The organism is Butyrivibrio sp. (assembly GCF_017433805.1).
Lineage (GTDB): Bacteria > Bacillota > Clostridia > Lachnospirales > Lachnospiraceae > Butyrivibrio.
Genome location: NZ_JAFRGN010000013.1, coordinates 165,398 through 187,786 on the forward strand (window position 1 = coordinate 165,398; position 22,389 = coordinate 187,786).

Annotated in this window: 16 protein-coding genes; 15 read left to right on the forward strand and 1 reads right to left on the reverse strand. The window is 38.1% G+C overall.

Going from position 1 to position 22,389, the window contains the following annotated elements:
- Positions 1 to 10 precede the first annotated feature (10 nt).
- The 14 genes from mreD (at position 11) to IJI01_RS04195 (ending at position 15,582) form a co-directional block, all read left to right on the forward strand.
- Positions 11 to 535, forward strand: a complete 525-nt coding sequence (mreD, locus tag IJI01_RS04130) for a rod shape-determining protein MreD (protein WP_292186267.1) — start codon at positions 11 to 13, stop codon at positions 533 to 535.
- Complete coding sequence (locus IJI01_RS04135; RefSeq protein ID WP_292186270.1) at positions 528 to 3,386, forward strand: penicillin-binding transpeptidase domain-containing protein; 2,859 nt, start codon at positions 528 to 530, stop codon at positions 3,384 to 3,386. Before mreD ends, IJI01_RS04135 begins: the two co-directional genes overlap by 8 nt.
- A 21-nt stretch (positions 3,387 to 3,407) precedes the next feature.
- Positions 3,408 to 4,532, forward strand: a complete 1,125-nt coding sequence (locus tag IJI01_RS04140; protein WP_292186273.1) for an FtsW/RodA/SpoVE family cell cycle protein — start codon at positions 3,408 to 3,410, stop codon at positions 4,530 to 4,532.
- Positions 4,533 to 4,536: 4 nt separating this feature from the next.
- A complete protein-coding gene (gene mgsA, locus IJI01_RS04145; RefSeq protein ID WP_013280872.1) occupies positions 4,537 to 4,932 on the forward strand; it encodes a methylglyoxal synthase in 396 nt (131 codons plus the stop codon).
- Between the two features lie 55 nt (positions 4,933 to 4,987).
- Complete coding sequence (locus IJI01_RS04150) at positions 4,988 to 5,881, forward strand: D-alanyl-D-alanine carboxypeptidase family protein (RefSeq protein WP_292186277.1); 894 nt, start codon at positions 4,988 to 4,990, stop codon at positions 5,879 to 5,881.
- Positions 5,882 to 5,951: 70 nt separating this feature from the next.
- Complete coding sequence (locus IJI01_RS04155; protein ID WP_292186280.1) at positions 5,952 to 6,371, forward strand: twitching motility protein PilT; 420 nt, start codon at positions 5,952 to 5,954, stop codon at positions 6,369 to 6,371.
- 91 nt (positions 6,372 to 6,462) lie between these two features.
- On the forward strand, positions 6,463 to 7,869 hold the full coding sequence (locus IJI01_RS04160) for an HlyD family efflux transporter periplasmic adaptor subunit (RefSeq protein WP_292186283.1): 1,407 nt from the start codon (positions 6,463 to 6,465) through the stop codon (positions 7,867 to 7,869).
- A gap of 76 nt (positions 7,870 to 7,945) precedes the next feature.
- Entirely contained in the window at positions 7,946 to 8,476 is a 531-nt protein-coding gene (locus IJI01_RS04165; RefSeq protein WP_292186286.1) for a cell division protein SepF, read from the forward strand.
- A gap of 87 nt (positions 8,477 to 8,563) precedes the next feature.
- On the forward strand, positions 8,564 to 9,667 hold the full coding sequence (gene aroB, locus IJI01_RS04170; RefSeq protein ID WP_292186288.1) for a 3-dehydroquinate synthase: 1,104 nt from the start codon (positions 8,564 to 8,566) through the stop codon (positions 9,665 to 9,667).
- Positions 9,668 to 9,685: 18 nt separating this feature from the next.
- Positions 9,686 to 10,225: a signal peptidase II gene (lspA, locus tag IJI01_RS04175; protein WP_292186291.1), complete on the forward strand. Its 540-nt coding sequence runs from the start codon at positions 9,686 to 9,688 to the stop codon at positions 10,223 to 10,225.
- A complete protein-coding gene (locus tag IJI01_RS04180) occupies positions 10,225 to 11,154 on the forward strand; it encodes an RluA family pseudouridine synthase (protein WP_292186294.1) in 930 nt (309 codons plus the stop codon). Before lspA ends, IJI01_RS04180 begins: the two co-directional genes overlap by 1 nt.
- A 56-nt stretch (positions 11,155 to 11,210) precedes the next feature.
- Positions 11,211 to 11,843 carry an AAA family ATPase gene (locus tag IJI01_RS04185; protein ID WP_292186296.1) on the forward strand — a complete coding sequence of 211 codons (633 nt, stop codon included), beginning with the start codon at positions 11,211 to 11,213 and terminating at the stop codon, positions 11,841 to 11,843.
- A 219-nt stretch (positions 11,844 to 12,062) separates the two neighbouring features.
- Complete coding sequence (locus tag IJI01_RS04190; protein WP_292186299.1) at positions 12,063 to 12,647, forward strand: DUF6033 family protein; 585 nt, start codon at positions 12,063 to 12,065, stop codon at positions 12,645 to 12,647.
- A 133-nt stretch (positions 12,648 to 12,780) separates the two neighbouring features.
- Complete coding sequence (locus tag IJI01_RS04195; protein ID WP_292186302.1) at positions 12,781 to 15,582, forward strand: InlB B-repeat-containing protein; 2,802 nt, start codon at positions 12,781 to 12,783, stop codon at positions 15,580 to 15,582.
- Between the two features lie 88 nt (positions 15,583 to 15,670).
- Here IJI01_RS04195 and IJI01_RS04200 read toward each other — a convergent pair whose 3' ends face one another.
- The gene (locus tag IJI01_RS04200) at positions 15,671 to 19,921 is read right to left on the reverse strand and encodes a 2-hydroxyacyl-CoA dehydratase (protein ID WP_292186306.1); all 4,251 of its coding nucleotides are present in this window, start codon (positions 19,919 to 19,921) and stop codon (positions 15,671 to 15,673) included.
- A 214-nt stretch (positions 19,922 to 20,135) separates the two neighbouring features.
- On the opposite strand from IJI01_RS04200, the gene IJI01_RS04205 reads away from it, so the two are divergent.
- A complete protein-coding gene (locus IJI01_RS04205; RefSeq protein ID WP_292186309.1) occupies positions 20,136 to 22,388 on the forward strand; it encodes a transporter substrate-binding domain-containing protein in 2,253 nt (750 codons plus the stop codon).
- The last annotated feature ends 1 nt before the right edge of the window (position 22,389 follow it).

Here is a 22,389-nt window from a genome sequence, read left to right on the forward strand (position 1 = left end):
GGGTAATTAAATGAATATTAGGCGATTTATTACCAATTTTATTTTGGTGCTTGTTTCATTTGTTTTACAGACTACTGTTTTCAGAGTTCTGGATTTTGGTGGCAATGCACCAAATCTTTTAATGATAGTTGTTGCTTCCTCAGGATTTATCAAGGGAGATAAGTCAGGCCTCATCATGGGTTTTTTTAGTGGACTTCTGGTAGATATTTTCTTTGGAACATATATAGGCTTTTTTGCCCTTATCTATATGTATCTTGGATTTATTGTCGGTAAGTTTCATGAAGTATTCTTTTCACAGAACATCGTTATACCTATTGTGTTTATCACTATAGCCGATTTCTTATTTGGTTTTGTCTGCTATGTTCTTATGTTCTTGTTCAGGACCAAGTTTGATATAGGCTATTACATGATGAATGTCATAGTACCAGAGGTGGTCTATACAGCTCTGATAGCAATTTTCTTTTACCCATTTATTCTGTATCTGAACAATAGGATAGATGAGAGAGAACAAAGGAGTGCCAAGAAATTTGTTTAGTGAAATAAGGGAAGCTGTAATCAAGTTCATAACGTCCAGAGCTGTCATAGTATGTGGCGTTCTTCTCTGTCTTGCGTCTGTAATGATCTACAGACTTTTTTCGCTGCAGATTATTAATGGTGAGTATTACCTTGACTCTTTTAAACTGCGTATCAAGAAGGAAAAGAGCATCGCTGCTACACGAGGCAATATTTATGACAGAAATGGTAAGCTCCTTGCTTATAATGAGCTGGCTAATTCCGTAACTATTGAGGACGTTTATAAATCCGGAAGAGGTAAGAATAAGTCTATTAACACTACTCTTAACAGGCTTATCGATATTATCGAGGAAAATGGCGATTCTGTAGACCAGGATTTTAGGATTGTTCTGGATGAGAATAATTCTTTTGAATTTACTGTAGAAGGAAATGCTCTTCTTAGATTTCTTGCTGATGTTTATGGCCGAAGCTCAATAAATGAACTTAAGTATGAAGAAAAGACCAAGACAGCTGCAGAAGTTGTAGATGATATGTGCAAAAACTTTGGAATTGGTGATTATGAGGACCCTGATGATTCCTCCACGTTTGTTCCAAGGCTTAACTACACTAATGAGAGAGCACTTAAGGTACTTAATATCAGATATAACATGAGTACTAACAGCTATCAGAAGTATATTGATACAACGGTTGCTTCGGATGTTAGTGATCAGACTGTTGCTGATGTTATGGAAAATGCAGATACTCTTGATGGTGTTTCTATTGAAGAGAGCACTGCAAGAAAGTATGTTGACTCAGTGTATTTTTCACAGATTCTGGGATATACAGGTAAAGTTTCTGAGGATGAGCTCTATGAGCTTCAGCAGATAAACAGTAACTATGGCATCAACGATACAGTAGGTAAATCCGGTATTGAGCAGGCCATGGAGAGTGTTCTTCAGGGTACAAAAGGTTCTGAAACGGTTTATGTTGATAATACAGGTCAGGTAATCGAGACCAGTAACTATGTTGATTCAGTAGCTGGTAATGATGTTTATCTTACTATTGATAAGGATCTTACTGAGGCATGCTATAACATTATTGAGCAGTCACTTGCTGGTATTCTTGTTTCTAAGATACAGAATATCAAGACATATACATTTACTGAGACTTCCAGCTCCAGTAATATTGTTATTCCTATTTATGATGTTTATTACGCTATTTTTGATAATAACGTAGTTGATGTTAATCATTTTTATGCCAAGGATGCTGGAGACAGTGAGAAAGCGGTTTATGAAGCTTTCCTTGGTAAAAATGAAAGCGTTGTAGAACAGATAAGAGCAGAGCTTTCTGAGAATAAGACAAGCTATGACCATCTATCCAAAGAGTATCAGTGGTATATGAGTCATATTGCTGCGAATCTGTATAATGATGGTATTTTGGATTCGTCCAAGGTTGATAAGGAAGATGCTACTTACGTTGCCTGGACAAATGATGAGACAATTTCTTTGGCAGAGTATCTTAAATATGCCATTGCCATGAACTGGATTGATGTTTCCAAACTTAGCATTGATAATCAATATGCTGATTCTGAGGAGATTTTTAACCAGATCACAGAATATATTATTACTGAACTTGCAGATGATGCTGAGTTTAAGACAAGGCTGTATAAATATCTTTTGCTTGATGGCTATATTTCCGGATCTCAGGTGTGCGACATTCTAATAGAACAGAATGCCATTCATGTGGATGAGGAAGAGCTTGAACTGTGGCAAAGAGGCGGAGAATCTGCCTATACTTTCATGGTTAATCGTATTTCTAACCTTGATATTACTCCAGCGCAGCTTGCGCTTGATCCATGTACCGGATCAATGGTAATTACAGATGTTAATACCGGTGATGTACTAGCGCTTGTTTCATATCCTGGATATGACAATAATATGATGGCTAATGGTGTTGATGCTGAGTATTACGCCAGCCTCCGTAAGGATAATTCCAATCCTTTGTACAACTACGCTACACAGCAGAAGACAGCGCCTGGTTCTACTTTTAAGATGGTTTCATCTACTGCAGGACTTATGGAAGGTATCATTACTACCGATTCTGTAATTTACTGCGGTGGTATTTTTGATAAGACTGACAATCCACCTAGATGCTGGATTTATCCAAGAGGTCATGGCGGCCTTAATGTTACCGGCGGTATTCGTAATTCCTGTAACTGTTTCTTTTATGAAGTCGGTTACAGACTTGGACTTGAGGGAGATAGCTATTCTCCGGATACAGGTCTTGAGAAGCTTGCCAAGTATGCGGATCTTTATGGTCTTTCTGAGAAATCTGGTATAGAGATAGCTGAATCTGAGCCACAGATATCTAACATGGATGCTGTGCGTTCTGCTATTGGACAGGGTACTAACTCTTATACAACAGTTGGCCTTGCAAGATATGTTACTACTGTAGCTAACAGTGGTACTTGCTATAATCTTACACTTATAGATAAAACTACTGATTCAAACGGTAACCTTCTTGAAGATTATTCTGCAAGGATCAGAAATGTTATTGATATGCCACAGTCTTACTGGAATGCTATTCATACTGGTATGAGACAGGTTGTTCTGGATAAGGCATATTACTCTAATCTTGGTGTTGCTGTTGCAGGTAAGACAGGTACAGCGCAGGAATCTAAGAGTAAGCCTAACCACTCACTTTTTGTCTGCTATGCACCATATGAGAAGCCTGAGATAGCAATAGCTACCAGAATAGCTAATGGTTATACTTCAAGCTATGCAGCTCAGATTACCAAGGATGCTCTTTCTTATTATTTTGAACTTAGGGATGAGGATGAGATTATTTCAGGTACAGCCCAGACTCTTCAGGATGGCGCTACTAATGCTGATTAAGCTAATCGGAGATATTACTTTATGATTAAAAAGTATAGACTTATTGATTACGATTTTGCGCTCGTGATCATGGTCATGGCACTAACTACAATTGGCATAATGGCAATCAATTCAGCAGAACCTGCTTCCAGCAATAAGCAGATAGCAGGTTTTGTTCTGGGTGTAGCTATGATGATCTTTATTTCTCTACTGGACTATCTGCTGATTGTTAAGCTTTATATTTTGTTTTATATAGGTAACGCGGTTTTACTGGCACTTGTTTTGTCACCTCTTGGAAGTAGCACTAACGGTGCACAGCGATGGATCAACCTTTTTGGCATTACTTTCCAGCCTTCAGAAGCGGCTAAAATATTATTGATTTTATTTTATGCTCAGTTTATTATGAAATATAAGGACCGAATCAAATCTTTTGGTTTTGTCCTAATATGTCTTATGTTCCTTGCATTACCACTGGCCCTTATAGCACTTCAGCCAGACTTGTCGACCTGTATTATGGTTTTGACGATTTTTAGTACTATTATGTTCGTGGCAGGAATTAGCTGGAAAATTGTCATAGCTGTTCTTTCTATAGCAATTCCATCAGTATTATTTGTTATTTATAATGCAGTACAGGGAGAGAGCAGTATTCTTCATGAATACCAGCAGAGGCGTATTCTTGCATGGCTTCATCCTGAGGACTATGCTAACTCAGATGCGTATCAGACACTTAATTCCATGATGGCCATTGGTTCGGGCCAGTTATATGGTAAGGGATATAATACAAATGAGATCAGTTCAGTATTGAATGGTGGTTTCATTTCAGAATCTCCTACAGACTTTATTTTCACTGTTATTGGTGAGGAATTTGGATTTGTAGGTGCCTGTGTAGTAGTTGTTCTTATTCTTGCTATTGCTGTTGAGTGCTTCATGATATCCATGAAGGCCAGGAACAAGGCGGGAGAGATAATTGCTGCAGGTGTCGGAGCCTGGATTGGCTTTCAGGGCTTTATTAATATTGGAGTTGCAACTGGAGTTATTCCTAATACTGGAATTCCACTTCCATTTGTAAGCTATGGTTTGACATCACTTCTTAGTTCCTACATGGGAATGGGATTTGTCTTAAATGTAAGACTTCAGAGTAACAAGTATAATTTGGGGAGGGTATAAGTTCATGAATATAGCACTTATAGCACATGACGCCAAGAAAAAACTTATGCAGAATTTCTGTATCGCATACAGAGGTATCCTTAGTAAAAACGATTTATATGCCACAGGAACAACAGGCAGACTTATAGAGGAAGTAACAAACCTTTCTGTACACAAATATCTTGCTGGACACCTTGGTGGAGCACAGCAGCTCGGAGCAGCAATTGAGCATAACGAAATCGACCTTGTAATTTTCCTTAGAGATCCACTTACAGTTAAATCTCATGAGCCAGATGTTAATAATGTAATGACACTTTGCGATATGCATAATATTCCTGTCGCAACTAATCTGGCTTCAGCTGAGCTTTTAATCAAATCACTTGACAGAGGGGATCTTGAGTGGCGTGAAATGTATAAATAAAGCTATTTGTGTAGTAGCTTCTTTACTAATTCTAACTACAAATCTAACGGGATGTGTGGGTGCAGAGACTGCAGCCAGATATTCCGTTAATTCTTTTTTATCTGATGACAAGGTTTCCTTGTATTATCCGACCTATGCGTCTGATCTATGTGTTGTTAATACAGATATAGGTGATGGGGATTCTGGTATTACAGATTCTGTCAGTGCCGGTCTTTTTGATCTTTCCAGAAAAGAGACTTTGTTTGCTCAGAACGTCAATGAAAGAGTTATGCCTGCCAGTCTTACCAAGGTAATGACTGCTTATGTAGCTCTTAAGTATGGAAGTCTTGAGCAGGTCCTGGTTGCAGGCTCTGATGTGTATGTTACTGAGAGTGGAGCCCAGAAGATCGGCTTAAAAGAAGGAGATAGAATGACTCTTGATCAGGCTCTTCGCATTCTCCTTATTTATTCTGCCAATGATGTAGCTAACCTTATTGCATCTAATATTGGCGGATCAATTCCGGACTTTGTAAACATGATGAATACTGAAGCCTATGCTATTGGTGCCACTAATTCTCATTTTGAGAATCCACATGGTCTTACCAGTGATGAACACTATGTTACGGCATATGATATGTATCTTATTTTTAATGCAGCTATGCAGTACGATACATTCAGCGAAATAATCAATATGAATACCTATACGACATCTTATTTAGATTCCACTGGAGCATCCAAAGATGTCGATATTTCAAATACAAATGGTTTTATCACCGGAGCACAATCTGCGCCCTCCGGAGTAACTGTTATAGGCGGTAAAACAGGTACTACGCAGGCTGCAGGACATTGCCTTATTCTGCTTGCCAGAGATACTGCAGGAAATCCTTACATCTCAGTAATCATGCGGGATACAGACAGTGGTACTCTGTATAATGATATGACACAATTGTTGAAGGAAATCGTTAATTAAGGTTGTCTTTTAAGTACCAATAACATATAATTAATATATCAAAAATTCTTGCTTGCAGGAGGGTATGCCAATGGTTCAGTTAATTGTTGGGAAAAAGGGAAAAGGAAAGACCAAATGCTTATTGGATAAGGTAAATGCTGAAGTTAAGAATGTTTTAGGTAGTATTGCCTTTCTCGATAAGAACACCAAGCACATGTATGAGCTTAATAACAAGATTCGTTTAATTGTTGTATCAGATTTTATGATCTCAAATGCCGATGAATTCATTGGTTTCGTAAGTGGTATTATTTCTCAAGACCATGATCTCCAGCAGATGTATTTTGATAGTTTTCTCAAGATTTCTTGCCTAGAAGGTCAGGATATTACTGAGACTATAGACAAGCTTGAAAAACTTTCAGAGAAGTTCAATATTGATTTTGTTCTCAGCCTTTCAATGGATGAGGCTGAAGTTCCAGAATCCGTTAAATCAAAGATCGTTATTTCACTTTGATAATTATCTGTGATATGAGTATTATGATGAGCCGCGGAATTCCGCGGCTTATCTTTTGAAATTATTTTGTGTATGAAAAGGTTGGAGCCAGATGGCTAAGGGGAGTAGTCAGAAAGTAACTAAATATCCTAAGAATCTTAATAATATTAATATTGGTGTTGTATTCTTTGCGGTAATTGCGATATACATCATTATTAGTGTTGTTTCATATTTCAGAAAAGAGCACATAGTTGGCTATGAGGTCAAAGAGGGAGCTCTTTCTACCAATAATATCTATGATGCAATAGCTCTTAGGGATGAACTGATCGTTGAAAGTGATACTGCTGGATACGTTAACTATTTTGCTGCAGAAGGCGGAAGAGTTGCTGTTGGTAATCTGGTATATACTGTAGATGAATCAGGTCAGCTGCTTGAATTCCTCAAGTCTCAGGGTTCTGATGAAGTATTTCTAGGGGATGAAGACCTTGGAGAGCTCAGATCTCAGATAGTTGATTTCAAGTCATCTTTTAATGAACATGATTTTTATACTGTCTATGACTTTAAGGTTGGTCTTGATGGTACAGTTCAGAAGCTTTCTAATAATTCCATTCTAAATAATATCAGTTCTCTTAACTCTAATAGCTCAGCTTTGCAGGCTATTAACTACAAGTATGCAGGCAATACTGGAATAGTTATCTATTCTACTGATGGTTATGAAGACCTTGCACCATCAGATCTTAAGCTTGAAATGTTTGATAATGCTTCTTATTCCAAGAATCAGCTTATCAACAATGCTCTTGTTAAGGCTGGTGATCCAGTCTACAAATTATGTACCAGTGAAGAGTGGTCTATCGTCATCCATGAGGATGATCCTGATAAGGTTCAGGAAATGGTTGATAGTGGCTATATTAAAGTCAGATTCCTTAAGAATCAGAATGAGTCATGGGGCAAGGTTTCTACTGCAACCAATTTAAATGGTGATACATTTGTGGTTCTGACCTTCACTAATTCAATGATCACTTTCTGCAGAGATAGAATACTTAGCGTAGAGCTTATAACAGAGGATGAAAAGGGGCTCAAGATTCCTAATTCTGCTGTATCTAATAAGAGCTTTTATCTTATTCCCAAGGCGTATGTCATTAAGAACAATGACAATACAGCCGGCGTTCTTCGTGATAAATATGATGAACAGGGTAATGAGACCTCTGAGTTTGTTAATATTTCAGTCTACAATGAGAATGATACTGAGTATTACGTGAATATGGACGCTCTCAGATCCGGAGATACTCTTATTATGCCGGATTCCAATGAAAGATTCGCTGTTGGCAAGCAGGATACACTGGTAGGTGTTTATAACATCAATAAAGGTTACCCTGATTTCAGGCAGATACGTATTCTATATCAGAACGATGAATATTCTATAGTTAAATCAAATACTATGTATGGACTTAGCGTTTATGATTATATCGTCCTTGATGTAGATGCTGTCGATAATTCAAGCGAAGCAACAAGTGAATAAATTTGACATTTTATGTAATACTACGTTAAAATAATATGTGATTTTGTTGGGAAAAAATTACGAGGAGTAAATAAATATGAGCGTAATGGATAAGTTTTTAAAAGCAATTCAGCTTAATGGGGATGACGATAGTGGTTATTATGATGACTACGATGATAGCTTTGATAATGCCACATCCAAGATTGAATCTATTAACAGTTCTGCTCCAATCGGTAAAGATGATCCAAGCATAGAAATACCAGAAGAAAAGACCAAGAAGCTTGCACCTAAGGTAGTTCCTGCCAGAAAGAAATCTATGAGTTCAGCAGGAATGGAAGTTTGCGTGATTAAACCTACATCTGTAGAGGATGGCAGAGAGATTACAGATACTTTGCTTGCTAATCGTACAGTAGTACTTAATCTTGAAGGCTTAGATGTAGATATCGCTCAGAGAATTATCGATTTTACATCTGGTTCAACATATGCTATTTCAGGTAATCTTCAGAAGATTTCCAGATATATATTTATTATTACACCAGCTTCTGTAGATATTTCAGGTGATTTTCAGTCAATGCTCAATGGAGCATTTGGTGGCGGAATCACAGAAGGACCTCAGCAGATAAACTGATATAATTTGAATATTAGGCTGTTGACAATGGGATTAGTAGTCAACAGCCTTTTTGTAATATATAACATAAGACGGAGATAAGTTTTAATGAGTGAAGTACTTACAATTAACTATGACAAAAAGCCTTGTTACAACATTGTTTTTGATACAAGTTTTGACGAGCTTTCATCAAATATAAAGGAGCTTGGCTTTGAGGGCAGAAAGATTGCTATTGTTACAGATAGTAATGTTAAGCCATTATACAGCGATAACATTAAGGATGCTCTTAAAGAGATATCCGATAAAATTTTTGTGTATGAAATTCCTGCGGGTGAAGAGAATAAGAACTTATCACAGATAAATGAGATTTACAGATTTCTGATTGAGAATCATTTTGACAGACATGATCTGCTCATTGCTCTTGGCGGCGGAGTTGTAGGTGATATGACAGGCTTTACAGCTGCAACTTACCTAAGAGGTATTGCATATGTGCAGATTCCTACAACACTTCTTTCTCAGACAGATAGCAGTATTGGTGGTAAAACTGGTGTAGATTACGAAGGCTACAAGAACATGATTGGTGCTTTTTATATGCCCTCACTTGTTTATACCAACATATCAACTCTTAATACCTTAAGTGACAGGCAGTTTGCTTCTGGTTTCGCTGAGGTTATGAAGCATGGCCTTATCAAGGATCAGAACTTCTATACATGGCTTATTGAGAATATGTATGAGATCAGTGATAAAGAGCCTGAAGTTCTCATGGAGATGGTTAAGCATAGCTGCGAGATCAAGAAGGCAGTAGTAGAGAAAGACCCTACAGAAAAGGGCGATAGAGCACTCCTTAACTTTGGACATACACTCGGACATGCTATTGAAAAGGCCAAGAATTTTGAACTGTTTCATGGTGAGTGCGTAGCTCTTGGCTGCGTGGCAGCTGCTTTTATTTCCTGGAAAAAAGAGCTTATCTCTATGGAAGAGTATTATGAGATCAGAGATATGTTCGTTCCATTTAATCTTCCTATTTCTATTGAGGATGTTGATGCTGATGAAGTGATCAGACTCACTAAATCAGATAAAAAGGCAGATAGCAACAAGGTTAAATTTGTACTTCTTAAGGGGATTGGTAAAGCGTTCATCAGCACAGAAGTATCTGATGATGAGATGAAAAAGGCCCTTGAAGAGATTATCTATATTGAGAATAATGATTGAGTGAAGGATATTTTTTAAATGAATAGTATTTCTAAGAAGAAAAAGATATTTTTGGCAGTTGATGTTCTTTTAATTATATTATTGGTGTTCCTTGATCAGTTCACCAAGCACCTTGCAGTAGTTCACCTTCAGGACAAGCCAGCAGTTAAGATTATAAGTGGTGTTCTTGAGCTTAACTTTTTGAAAAACTCAGGTGCAGCCTTTGGAATGCTTCAGAATCAGAAGGTTTTCTTTGTACTTGTTGCTATACTGATTCTTTTGATCATTGGCTATGTATTATTCAGACTTCCTGATGACAAGAAATATAATATTCTGCACATCCTGCTTGTTTTTATCGCAAGCGGAGCAGCCGGAAACATGATAGACAGAATTAAAAATGACTACGTAGTAGACTTCATTTATTTTGTTATCATCAATTTCCCTATTTTCAATGTGGCAGATATTTACGTGACTGTAGCTACATTTGTATTTGTCTTTTTATTCCTGTTCTATTACAAAGAGAGTGATTTTAACTTTTTGAGTTTCAAGCAGCACAACAAATTTAGGGAATTTAAATAATGGATCAAAACAGCGAAGTATTTGAATTTCTTGTAACAGATGAATATGATGGAATGCGAATTGATAAGCTTATCAGTGAGCTAATTGATTCTCTTTCCAGAACTTATATCAAAAAGCTGATCGATGACAAGAAGGTCAGCTGTAATGGCAAAGTGGTCAAGGCTAGTTTCCATGTATCTGAAAATGATGAGATCGTCATGGAGATTCCGCCTGTAGAGATACCACAGATCCTTCCTCAGGATATTCCACTTGATATCATTTATGAAGATGATGATGTGGTTGTCGTCAATAAGCCCAAGGATATGGTTGTTCATCCGGCTGCTGGTCATTACAAGGATACACTTGTAAATGCCATAATGTATCATTGTAAAGATAATCTGTCTGGTATAAATGGTGTAATGAGGCCGGGAATTGTACACAGAATTGATAAGGACACTACAGGCTCCGTTATCATCTGTAAGAACGATAATGCCCATCAGTCAATTGCTGAGCAGCTTAAAGAGCACTCTATCAATAGAGTTTATCATGCTATTTGCTATGGTATTATCAAGGAAGATGAGGGTGATGTAACAGCTCCAATAGGAAGGAGCACAACAGATAGAAAGAAGATGGCTGTTGTTCCGGGTGGAAAATATGCATCTACTCATTACAGAGTACTTAAGCGCTTCGAGGAAGATGGCTTTACTTATATAGAATGTAAGCTTCAGACAGGAAGGACTCATCAGATAAGAGTTCATATGTCTCATATTGGACATCCGCTTTTGGGGGATGAAGTGTATGCGCCTGGGCGTCATTCTAAGTTTAAGACAAATGGGCAGTGTCTTCACGCCAAGACACTTGGGTTTATTCATCCGGTAAATGGGCAGTACATAGAGACGGATGCTCCGTTACCTGAGTACTTTAATCATTTGCTCAATGTGCTTAAATAAGATAAAATAATAGTAACATAAGACGGCATTATAATTTTGCTTAAAGGGGTGAGTGTATGAATACAATTATTACGATTGGAAGACAGTTTGGTTCAGGCGGAAGAGAAATTGGTGAAATGCTTGCCAAGAATTATGGGATTAAATGTTATGACAAGGAGCTTCTCAGCAGAGCAGCCAAGGAGAGTGGTTTCTGCGAAGAGATGATCCAGAACCATGACGAGAGACCTACAAATTCATTTTTGTACAATCTTGTAATGGATACATATTCATTTGGCTATAATGCATCAAGCTTTGTTGATATGCCTATAAGTCATAAGGTATTCCTTGCACAGTTTGATACTATCAAGAAGATCGCTGAGGAAGGACCTTGCGTAATAGTTGGACGATGCGCTGATTATGCTCTGAGCGATTTTGATAATGTTCTTAATATCTTTATCCATGCTGATGAGGAGTGCAAGATCAAGAGGATCAAAGAGCGTTTTGATGATATCAAGACTGATGATCAGGCAAGAGATATGATGAACAAGAAGGATAAACAGCGTCAGAGCTATTACAATTATTATTCTTCCAAGAAGTGGGGACGTGCTGATAGCTACGATCTTACTATTAACTCAAGTATCCTTGGTATAGAAGGAACTGTTAAGTTCATCACTCAGTATGTAGAAGACTTCGAACTTCAGAAGAAATAAGGCTTTCCATAGATTATGAAATTTTACTTCCAGATAATTTATATTATCTGGAAGTTTTTTTCGTTTAGACACAAATTTAATATATATTTAATTGTTATTCCGAAAAGGGCATGATAGGGTGAAGGTAGTATAGAAGGATGTACTAATGGAATAGTATGTCTGTTTATTGTTTTGCCACCGTAGAAAGGATTCTACGTGTATTATTCAAGGAGGAACACTATGGCTAACAACGTTAATGGAAACATTAGCAGCCTGTATCGTGGCGTAAATGGTTCGCGAGACAGCGTAGCTGGCAACAAAGTCAGAGGACCTTCTAAAGACAATGGTGAAAAGAAAAGTTCTGGCGTAGCTAATAAGTTTGGAGAAAGCGCCAAGGTTGAATTTTCACCGGAAGTAGAAATGTATGGCAAGGTTGTAGATCTTTTACAACAGAAATATGACAATGCCGATGTTTTTGTCGCTGGTCCGAATGATGATCTGTCACAGATCGGTGGTGATCTGGAGTATAGTATTATTTTATCCGAGGATGAAATGAAACTTCTTGCTTCCGATGACCCAAAAGACAAAGATGCAAAAGACAAGCTTATGGGTCAGATTGATGATGCCATGAGCAAAATAACTGATCTAAGCGAAAAGATTAGTGAGAACACAGGCGAAGATGATGAGGTTTCCAATTTCGGAATCCGTCTCGACAAGAATGGTAAGTTTAATTTCTTTGCTGATATTAATGGACAATCTTACACAGATACATCAATGGATGCATTGGTTAAAAATATAGTATCTGCCAAAACAGCAACAGAATAAATTACCAAAATAATTTCATATTCGTATAAAAATCCTGAGAGCTTAAAAACTTTCAGGATTTTTTTATAATTACGTGCAAATATAAATGTTATCATAAAATAGTGAAGTTTTATTTCGATGAGGAGGAAGATAAATGAAAAATAATTTCTTTGTGAGGGTAAATGCCATAATTTTGGCCATTTGTCTCGTTGTCTCTTCAGTCTTAAGCATTAAATTGTACAGAGTATATGCAAGAGAACAATTTGATGGGATGCTTCTGGCTGAAGAATATGGAGACATGTCAACTGTAGGAGATACATTTGAACATGTAGATTATCCGGATTATGATGCAGATGTTCAGAATCAAATTGAGCCTGAACCTGTAGCAGAACCTGAGAATAATTCGAATGATGAGACTTTTTCAGAAACTGGTGATACAGAACCAGTAGATAATCGTGATGAACCAGATCCATTCTTTTACAATCTTACATGCTACGACCCAAATCTGAATTTTGGCACAGTATATCAGAATGATTATGTCGATATTCAGAGATTCAGTATTGTTAATACAGGAGAAAATCCATTTCCACTTACATGGGATGAATTTGATCCTTCAACAGCTTTTGAGCTTTATGTAGCTCCAGGAGCTGATCTGGATACAGTTCCTGGTTCACAGACTCCTTTTTATATTGTTGCAGACTCAAGCCTTCCAGAGGGCAATTATAGTGCGTATTATGTATTTTACTCAGCTAATGATATAAGGCAGCACCAGAGAGTCCAGGTTACTGCGACAATGACTATAAAAAAGAGTGAGCCTTATATAACAAGCGTTGAGATTATTCCTGCAAGTACTTCATTACCTGTTGGTAAGTCCTATCAGTTTACTGCAAAAGTTACTGGTGGAAATAAATATGATGAAAGTGTTAACTGGTCGATAACAGGTAATAGTTCAACAAGTACTTCCATTAAATCTGATGGAACTTTATCACTTGCTTCAAACGAAACATCACCAACTCTTGCTGTAATAGCCACATCCAAACAGGATCCAAGATTCTATGACAGTGCGATTGTAACTATTGAACCGGTAGATCATATTGTAAGGGTTTCTGCTGATCCAGTCGGCGCTGGAGCAGTTGCTGGTGGAGGCGCTGTCAGAAATGGCGGCTCAATGAGAGTTTCTGCTTCTCCCAATAATAACTATAGCTTTGCTGGCTGGTATGAGGGATCAAACCTTATTTCAACAGCTCCGGCTTTTGATCTTACAAACATTACATCTGACAGAAATGTTGTTGCCAGATTTAGCAGAACCACCTGCTATATCAAAACATCAGTAAATACTTCTGATGGTGGTACTATCAGTGATAGCTGCACTATTCAGAGCGGTGGAAGCGTAACTATTACAGCTAAAGCAAAATCAGGATATGCGTTTAAAGAGTTTGTAGAAAACAATAAGACTCTTAGTACATCAAGTTCTATTCAGCTTAATAATGTAACTTCTGATAGGAATATTACAGCTGTATTTGTTCGAAATCAGTATAATGTTTATGTTTCTGTAACTCCTCAGGATACTGGTAAATATGAGGGTGCAGGAACCTATGATAAGGGCAAGAAGGTTGTAATTAAGCAAAGTGCTTATGATGGCTATGAGTTTGCTGGCTGGATAATCAATGGCCAGATAGTATCCTATAATGCAGAGTATGTAGTTGATAATATCAGCAATGACCTGAATATCACTGCAAGCTTCAGGAAAAAAGAAACTAAGACCTACAAGATGGTATCAGGAATCACTAATGAGGGTGGTGCAATAGTCCCAAGTGGCGAGTATGTTGTAGCAGAAGGTGGAAGCGTTACATATCAGATCGTGCCTAATGCAAATTACACTGTTAAGACAGTAACTGTAGATGGCAAGAATATTGGACCTGCAGGAAGCTATACATTTAATAAAATTGGTATGGGCCATACCATAACAGCTACTTTTGAAAAAGTTCAGCCTGCTGCAGAAACCAAGCAGAGTACTACAACCAATCAAAAAGCTGTCACTACCAAAAAGCAGGAGACCAAAAAGACTGAATATACCGAAAAGACAGCTAATGAAGGTGCTATTCCTGAGCAGAACGTAGTAAAAGAGGAATCTAAAACTGAAGAAATCGAGGAACTGGATGAAGAAACATACATCGAAGATACTTTTGTCCCACTTGATGAATCTCCAGTAGTAAGCTTGGATGATACTACACCAAGTAACAGTATTATTGCCAAGTATGGATTTGATGATGCTACAGTAAGAAGACTTATAAATGATAATGCTGAGATGGCGCTGTTAAAAGAGGCTTATGAGATAGGAACATTACAGGTAACAGTCAATAACTCATTTGCTCAGTACACACAGGAAACCTCTCAGGGACTTTACTTTGATAATCCATCACTTATTAATTTTGAAAAAGTAGTATCTGCTACACTTTCAGAAGATGAGAAAGTATCAGTTCTAAGTGGTAATCCAATTCTTTTTAATGTAAGCATTACAGATAATACAGCTACTGTTGATAATAATACTAAAAAAGTAATGCAGACCAAGATTGGATATAAGCCACTTTGCTATTTTGATTTCTTTATCATGAAGTCTGGAAATGGTAAGAGTGAAGTACTAAATAGGACTGGAGCAGAGCTTCTCGTAGTTCTTCCAATTCCTGAAGAGTATAAGAAGTCAGGCAGAAGCTACTGCATACTTAGAAATCACAACGGAACAGTAGATATCTTAAGAGACTTGGACAACGATCCTAATACAGTAACCTTTAGAACAGACAAGTTCTCTGAGTACTCTATTGCTTATGAGGCAATAAACGTAAATAGATTAGTATTGCAGCTGATCATTGTTATTCTCGTAGCTCTGGTGCTTGCATTGATATGCTATATCAATCTATGGAGATATCGCAGTAAGAGACGCAGACACTCTAGGTGAGAGCGTGGACTAGTATAAGATAAAAAATCCCCAGATAAATCGATTTGATTCTTGTAATCATCGGAGATTTATCTGGGGTTATTTTTATTTATATTGCTTTTTTCTCTTCGTCTACTTTGCGCTGCGCTGTAGAAAGCATCAGCTTGATTCGGTTAAGCTGATTAACCTCAGAAGCGCCTGGATCGTAGTCGATAGCAACAATGTTACATCCAGGATACAAGTGACGCATCTGTTTGATTACGCCCTTACCAACAACGTGGTTAGGAAGACATCCAAATGGCTGTGTACATACAATGTTAGTAGCACCTTCCTTGATAAGCTCAACCATTTCTCCTGTAAGGAACCAGCCTTCACCTGTCTGGTTACCGATAGAAACGATAGGTTCAGCATATTCAACAAGCTTGTAAATACTTGTTGGTGGGTCAAAGTGCTTACTTCTCTCAAATGCTCTAGTAGCGCCACTTCTGAGCTTCTCAATAGCCCAAATAGCAACTTTCATAAGGTTAGCTGTCTTCTTGGAAGTACCAAGCTCTTCAGCTTTATAAATCTGGTTGTAGAAGCAGTAGAGCATGAAGTCGATAAGATCAGGAACAACTGCTTCAGCGCCTTCTGATTCAAGAAGCTCAACAAGATGATTATTAGCAGCAGGAGCAAACTTAACAAGAATCTCACCTACAACACCAACTCTTGGCTTAACTTCATCTGTGATCTCAATTCTATCGAAGTCTTCTATGATCAGTCTGCAAAGTCTCTGGAACTTGAAAAAGCTCATGTGCTTGCTGGTTACAAAGTCTTTAACAACAGGAAGCCATTTCTCGTGACAAGCGTTAACTGATCCAGGAACCTTCTCATAAGGACGCATTCTATATACGCATCTCATGAATACATCACCGAAAATTGCTCCGTAAGCAGCTCTTTCAAGCATCTCAAAGTTGATATGGAAGCCTGGATTAGATTCAAGCTTGGAAAGATTCAGTGATACGACAGGAATCTGTTCCATGCCAGCCTTTTTGAGAGCTCTTCTAATGAAGCCTACATAGTTAGTAGCTCTGCATCCGCCACCTGTCTGTGACATGATGACAGCAGTTCTGTTCAGGTCATATTTGCCTGAATGAAGTTCATCCATGATCTGACCAACAACCCAGAGTGATGGGTAGCAAGCATCGTTATTAACATACTTAAGACCCATATCAATAGCATGTCTATTATCGTTCTGCATAACTACAAAGTTATAGCCGCAAGCAGCAAAGGCTGGCTCTAAGATGTCGAAATGGATAGGAGACATCTGTGGGCAGAGAAGTGTGTAGTTTTTACGCATATCCTCTGTGAAAAGAACTCTGTGGTTGGCAGTTTCGTTAATAGTTCTCTTTTTGTTTTTCTGCTTACGAACACGAATAGCAGCAAGAAGTGAACGAACTCTGATACGAGCACTTCCTAAGTTATTAACCTCATCAATCTTGAGGCAGGTATATATCTTGTCTGAACCAGAAAGAATATCATTAACCTGATCTGTTGTTACAGCGTCAAGACCACATCCAAAGGAGTTGAGCTGAATAAGATCAATATCATCTCTTGTGCGAACAAAGCTAGCTGCAGCATAAAGTCTTGAATGATACATCCACTGATCGGATACAATAAGTGGTCTGTCTGGGTGCCCTAAGTGAGACACACTATCCTCAGTAAGAACAGCAACACCATAGGAACAGATCATATCAGGAATACCATGGTTGATCTCGGGGTCAATATGATATGGTCTTCCAGCAAGGACAATACCATGTTTACCATTATCTTCAATCCATTTAAGGGTTTCCTCACCCTTTTTCTGAACGTCTTTTCTTGCTCTTGCCATCTCATCCCAACCATCTTTTGCAGCTGCGATAAGCTCTTCGGCAGGAATCTCGCTGAACTCTTTTACAAGAGAAGTGGTTACTGTTTCAAGGGATGTAAATGCCATAAATGGATTACGAAGCTTAACGTTACCATTTGTGATTGACTCAACGTTATTCTTGATATTCTCAGAATATGAAGTAACAATAGGGCAGTTGTAGTGGTTGGTCGCACCTTCTACTTCCTCACGCTCATAGAAAAGACCAGGATAGAAGATGAAATCAACATTCTGCTTGATAAGCCATTCAATATGACCGTGGCTTATCTTGGCTGGATAACATTCTGATTCGCTAGGAATTGACTCAATACCAAGTTCATAAATCTGATGAGTTGAACGAGGTGAGAGGACAACTCTGTAGCCAAGCTTGGTAAAGAAGGTAAACCAGAATGGATAGTTCTCATAGAAGTTAAGAACTCTAGGTATACCTACAGTACCTCTTGTTGCCTTATCAGCTGTAAGAGGCTCATATCCGAAAATTCTCTTATATTTGTAATCGAAGAGGTTAGGAATACCATCTGCATTCTTGACTTTACCAATACCTCTTTCGCATCTGTTACCTGAAATATGCTGACGACCGCCTGTGAACTTGTTGATAGTAAGTCTGCAGTGGTTAGTACAGCCCTGACATGTAGTCATGCTGGTTGTATATTCGAGATTATTGATCTGATCGATAGAAAGCATTGTTGTCTTATAGCCTTCAGTCTCAGAAAAACGATCTCTTGCAATAAGAGCAGCACCAAACGCGCCCATGATACCTGCAATATCAGGACGAATAGCCTGTGCTCCTGAAATGATCTCAAAAGCTCTAAGAACAGCATCGTTATAGAAAGTTCCGCCCTGAACAACGATGTGATTACCAAGATCCTTGGCATCGGATACTTTGATAACCTTGAAGAGCGCGTTCTTGATTACTGAATAAGCAAGACCTGATGAAATATCTGCTACATCAGCACCTTCCTTCTGAGCCTGCTTAACTCTTGAGTTCATAAATACAGTACATCTTGTACCAAGATCTACTGGAGATTTAGCATATAATGCAACCTTAGCAAAGTCCTGAACACTATAATCAAGGGACTTTGCAAAAGTCTCAATGAAAGATCCGCAGCCTGAAGAACATGCTTCGTTGAGCTGAACTGAATCTACGGAATTATTCTTGATATGAATACACTTCATATCCTGTCCGCCGATATCAAGGATACAGTCTACTTCTGGATCAAAGAAAGCAGCAGCGTTATAGTGAGCGATAGTCTCAACTTCACCGTCATCAAGTAAAAGAGCTGACTTAAGAAGAGCTTCACCATAACCTGTAGAACATGCTCTGGCGATTTCTACGCCTTCTGGCATGAGCTTATAAATCTCCTGGATAGATGAAATAGCAGTCTTGAGAGGGCTTCCGTTATTGCTGGAATAGAAGGAGTAGAGAAGATCTCCGTCTTCACTGATAAGTGCACACTTTGTTGTAGTAGAACCAGCATCTATTCCAAGGAAAGCCTTTCCTCTATAGGAATCAAGTTTTCTTGTTTTAACCTTGTACTGATCCTGTCTTGTTCTGAAGGCCTTGTATTCACCTTCATCTTTAAACAGAGGATCAAGTCTTGATACTTCTGCATCCATTACAATCTTGTGGGAGAGCTTACCAACCATTTCATCCATGGTATAGAAAGTCTCTTCCTTGGCATTCATAGCTGAACCAATTGCTGCGAAAAGATGAGAGTTATCAGTATCGATTGTATGCTCCTCATCGAGCTTAAGAGTTCTGATAAATGAAGCCTTGAGCTGGTCAAGGAAGTGAAGAGGACCACCGAGAAATGCAACATGTCCTCTGATAGGCTTACCACAGGCAAGTCCGGAAATAGTCTGATTAACTACAGCCTGGAAAATAGAAGCGGCAAGATCCTCTTTGGTTGCACCTTCATTGATAAGTGGCTGAATATCAGACTTGGCAAATACGCCGCAACGAGCAGCGATTGTATATAAGGAATTATAATTCTTGGCATATTCATTAAGACCAGAAGCATCTGTCTGTAAAAGAGCTGCCATCTGGTCGATAAAAGAACCTGTACCACCGGCACAGATACCATTCATACGCTGTTCAACATTACCATCTTCGAAATAAATGATCTTGGCATCTTCGCCGCCGAGCTCGATAGCTACGTCAGTTTTGGGAGCAAGCTCTTTAAGAGAAGTGGATACAGCTATAACTTCCTGAACGAAAGGAACTTCTAAGTGCTTAGCAAGAGTAAGTCCGCCTGAACCGGTAATAACAGGATGAAGAGTTACATTACCGCTAACCTTAACTGCTTCCTGCAAAAGCTCTGCAAGAGTTTCCTGGATATTAGCGAAATGTCTCTTATAATCGGAAAAGATAATATTATGCTGTGCATCTAAAAGTGCAATCTTAACCGTAGTAGAACCGATATCAATACCGAGTGTATAATCCTTGGAAATCATTATAGAAATTCACCTCATTAATACTTTTTGAATGCTTTTCTTCTAATTAAATGTAGAAATAGACAATCTCTATGATTATAATGCAGGGGGTGTCAAAAATCAATTAAAAATAAATTGTGCAAAATTTTTAAAAGAAATGAAATAATGCGTCATATATTAGATTTTTTGTGATATCATAAATCTATATGATATTTTATGGGGTGGAGTTTAATCTATGAAAAAAAGAGCGAATTTTTTATTTTTGCTCACAATACTTTCAATTCTGGTTAATTCTCTTTTCGTAACAAATATAAGTTACGCTAAAGATGATGTGCCAAAGAAGGTACGTGTAGGATATTACGAGAATGAGGTTTTTGAGGAAGGCGCCTCTGATGACGCCATCAAGAACGGCTATGCCTATGAATACTATCGTAAAATGTCTGAATATACCGGTTGGGAGTATGAGTACGTATACGGAGATTTTGTACAGGTCTACGACAAACTCTTAAAGGGCGAGGTCGATTTAGTTGCTGGTCTTGCTTATACAGATGATCGTAAAGACCTTATTCTATATCCAGAAAGGCCTATGGGTGCAGAAACCTACAGCCTTGTCAAACATGAGTCTGACGATACAATCACTACTTTATATCCATCATTAAACGGTAAAAAAATAGGTGTACTAGACAGTGCTGTTTTAGATGCACTCAGATATTTTCTCTCAGATCACAACATTTCTGCTAACATAGTTGCATTTAGTGACTATGAAACTCTTTTTGCAGCTTTTGATAAAGAGGAAGTTGATCTTATGGCTGCTGAAACAGATGGAACCTATGGTAGAAATCATGCAGAGGTTCTGATGAGCTTTGGGGCTTCAGATTATTACTTATGTGTTAATAAAGCAAGAAAAGATCTTCTTATTGATCTTAACAGCGCTCAGGAACAGCTTTTTGCAGAGGAACCTAACTATGCGAGTCTTTTAAGGGATAAGTATTTCTCTGTCAGCTTGACCAGCAGAGCTTTTACAAGATCCGAGAAAGAATGGCTTAACAGTAATGATAAGCTTTGTGTTGGCTATCTTAATAATTATCTTCCATATAGTGACACTGACAAAAATGGTAAAGCTATTGGTATAGTTACTGACGTTGTGCCAGAGATACTGAGTACTCTTGGAATTAATACTGTTAAGATATCGTACGTTGGATACGATGATTATGATTCATTGACAACAGCTCTTTCTGCCGGTGACATAGATGTTGCTTTCCCAGTAGGTGGCGGCTTATACTACTCAGAGGAAGATGGTCTGTATCTTTCTAATCCTGTGCTTTCTTCTATAACTAACCTTATTTACAGCAATGAATATATCAGTGCTTCTTCATCTGATTTTGCTGTTAATGAGAATAACAACATGCAGTATTACTACATTAAGACCCATTATCCGGAATCAACCATTTCTTTTTATCCATCTACGGAGAAATGTCTTGAAGCTGTTGTAAAAGGTGATGCCAAGTGCACTACCTTAAATGGCCTTAGAACCAACGACCTTCTCAAAAACAGAGCCTATAGAAAGCTTTCCTTCAGGCAGCTGAGCTATAGTGATAACAGATGCTTTGGTGTAAGAATCGGTAACGAAGGTCTGCTTAAGATATTTAATCGTGGCATTGGAATTCTTGGACAGGATTATGCTGTGAATCTGGCTTATCAGTATTCTCAGAAGCTCTATAAGCATACAGTTCTGGATGGCATTATAGATAATCTTTGGATTATTACAACTCTTGTTAGTATTATTGTTATCCTGATCGTAATTATCTATCTTAGAGACAGAGGCAGAGCAGTTTCTGCAATCAGAGAAAAAGAGCTTGCGAGGAATGAAATGGAAGAGGCTAACAGATCCAAGACTCTTTTCCTTACAAAGCTTTCTGAAGATATGCGCGAATTTGTTACTTTTATAGTTAACAATGTTAACACTGCTTATGAACATGTTGATGAACCTCATGCGGTTGCTTTTCTTGGAAGAGTAAATAACTCATGTGAGCATTTGCTATGGCTTATAGATGATATTCACGATTTAAGTAGCGTTGAGAGCGGACAGAATTCTGATGATGATGAGAATATTAATTTCAGACAGTTTATAAATGATCTGAAAAATTCATCAAGTCAAAACATAAACGACACAATTAGCAGTTATAATTTCAAGGGTAGAAGAGTTCTGATAGTTGACAGGCTCAAGGATATCCAGATAACTGCAGCTCAGATCATGAAAAAGGTTGGCTTTGAAGTTCAGATAGCAACTGATGGAACAGAAGCTTTGAACATAATTAATGCAGCTCCTGCTGGATATTTTGATTTTATCCTCATCGACATTCAGGCTCCAAACGTCGAAGGCTATGAGGCTTCAAGACAGATACGTCGTATTAATGACAGGGATAAAGCTAGTATTCCAATTGCGGCTTTTTCTGCTGATGCCTTCAGAAATTTAAAAGAGGTATGAC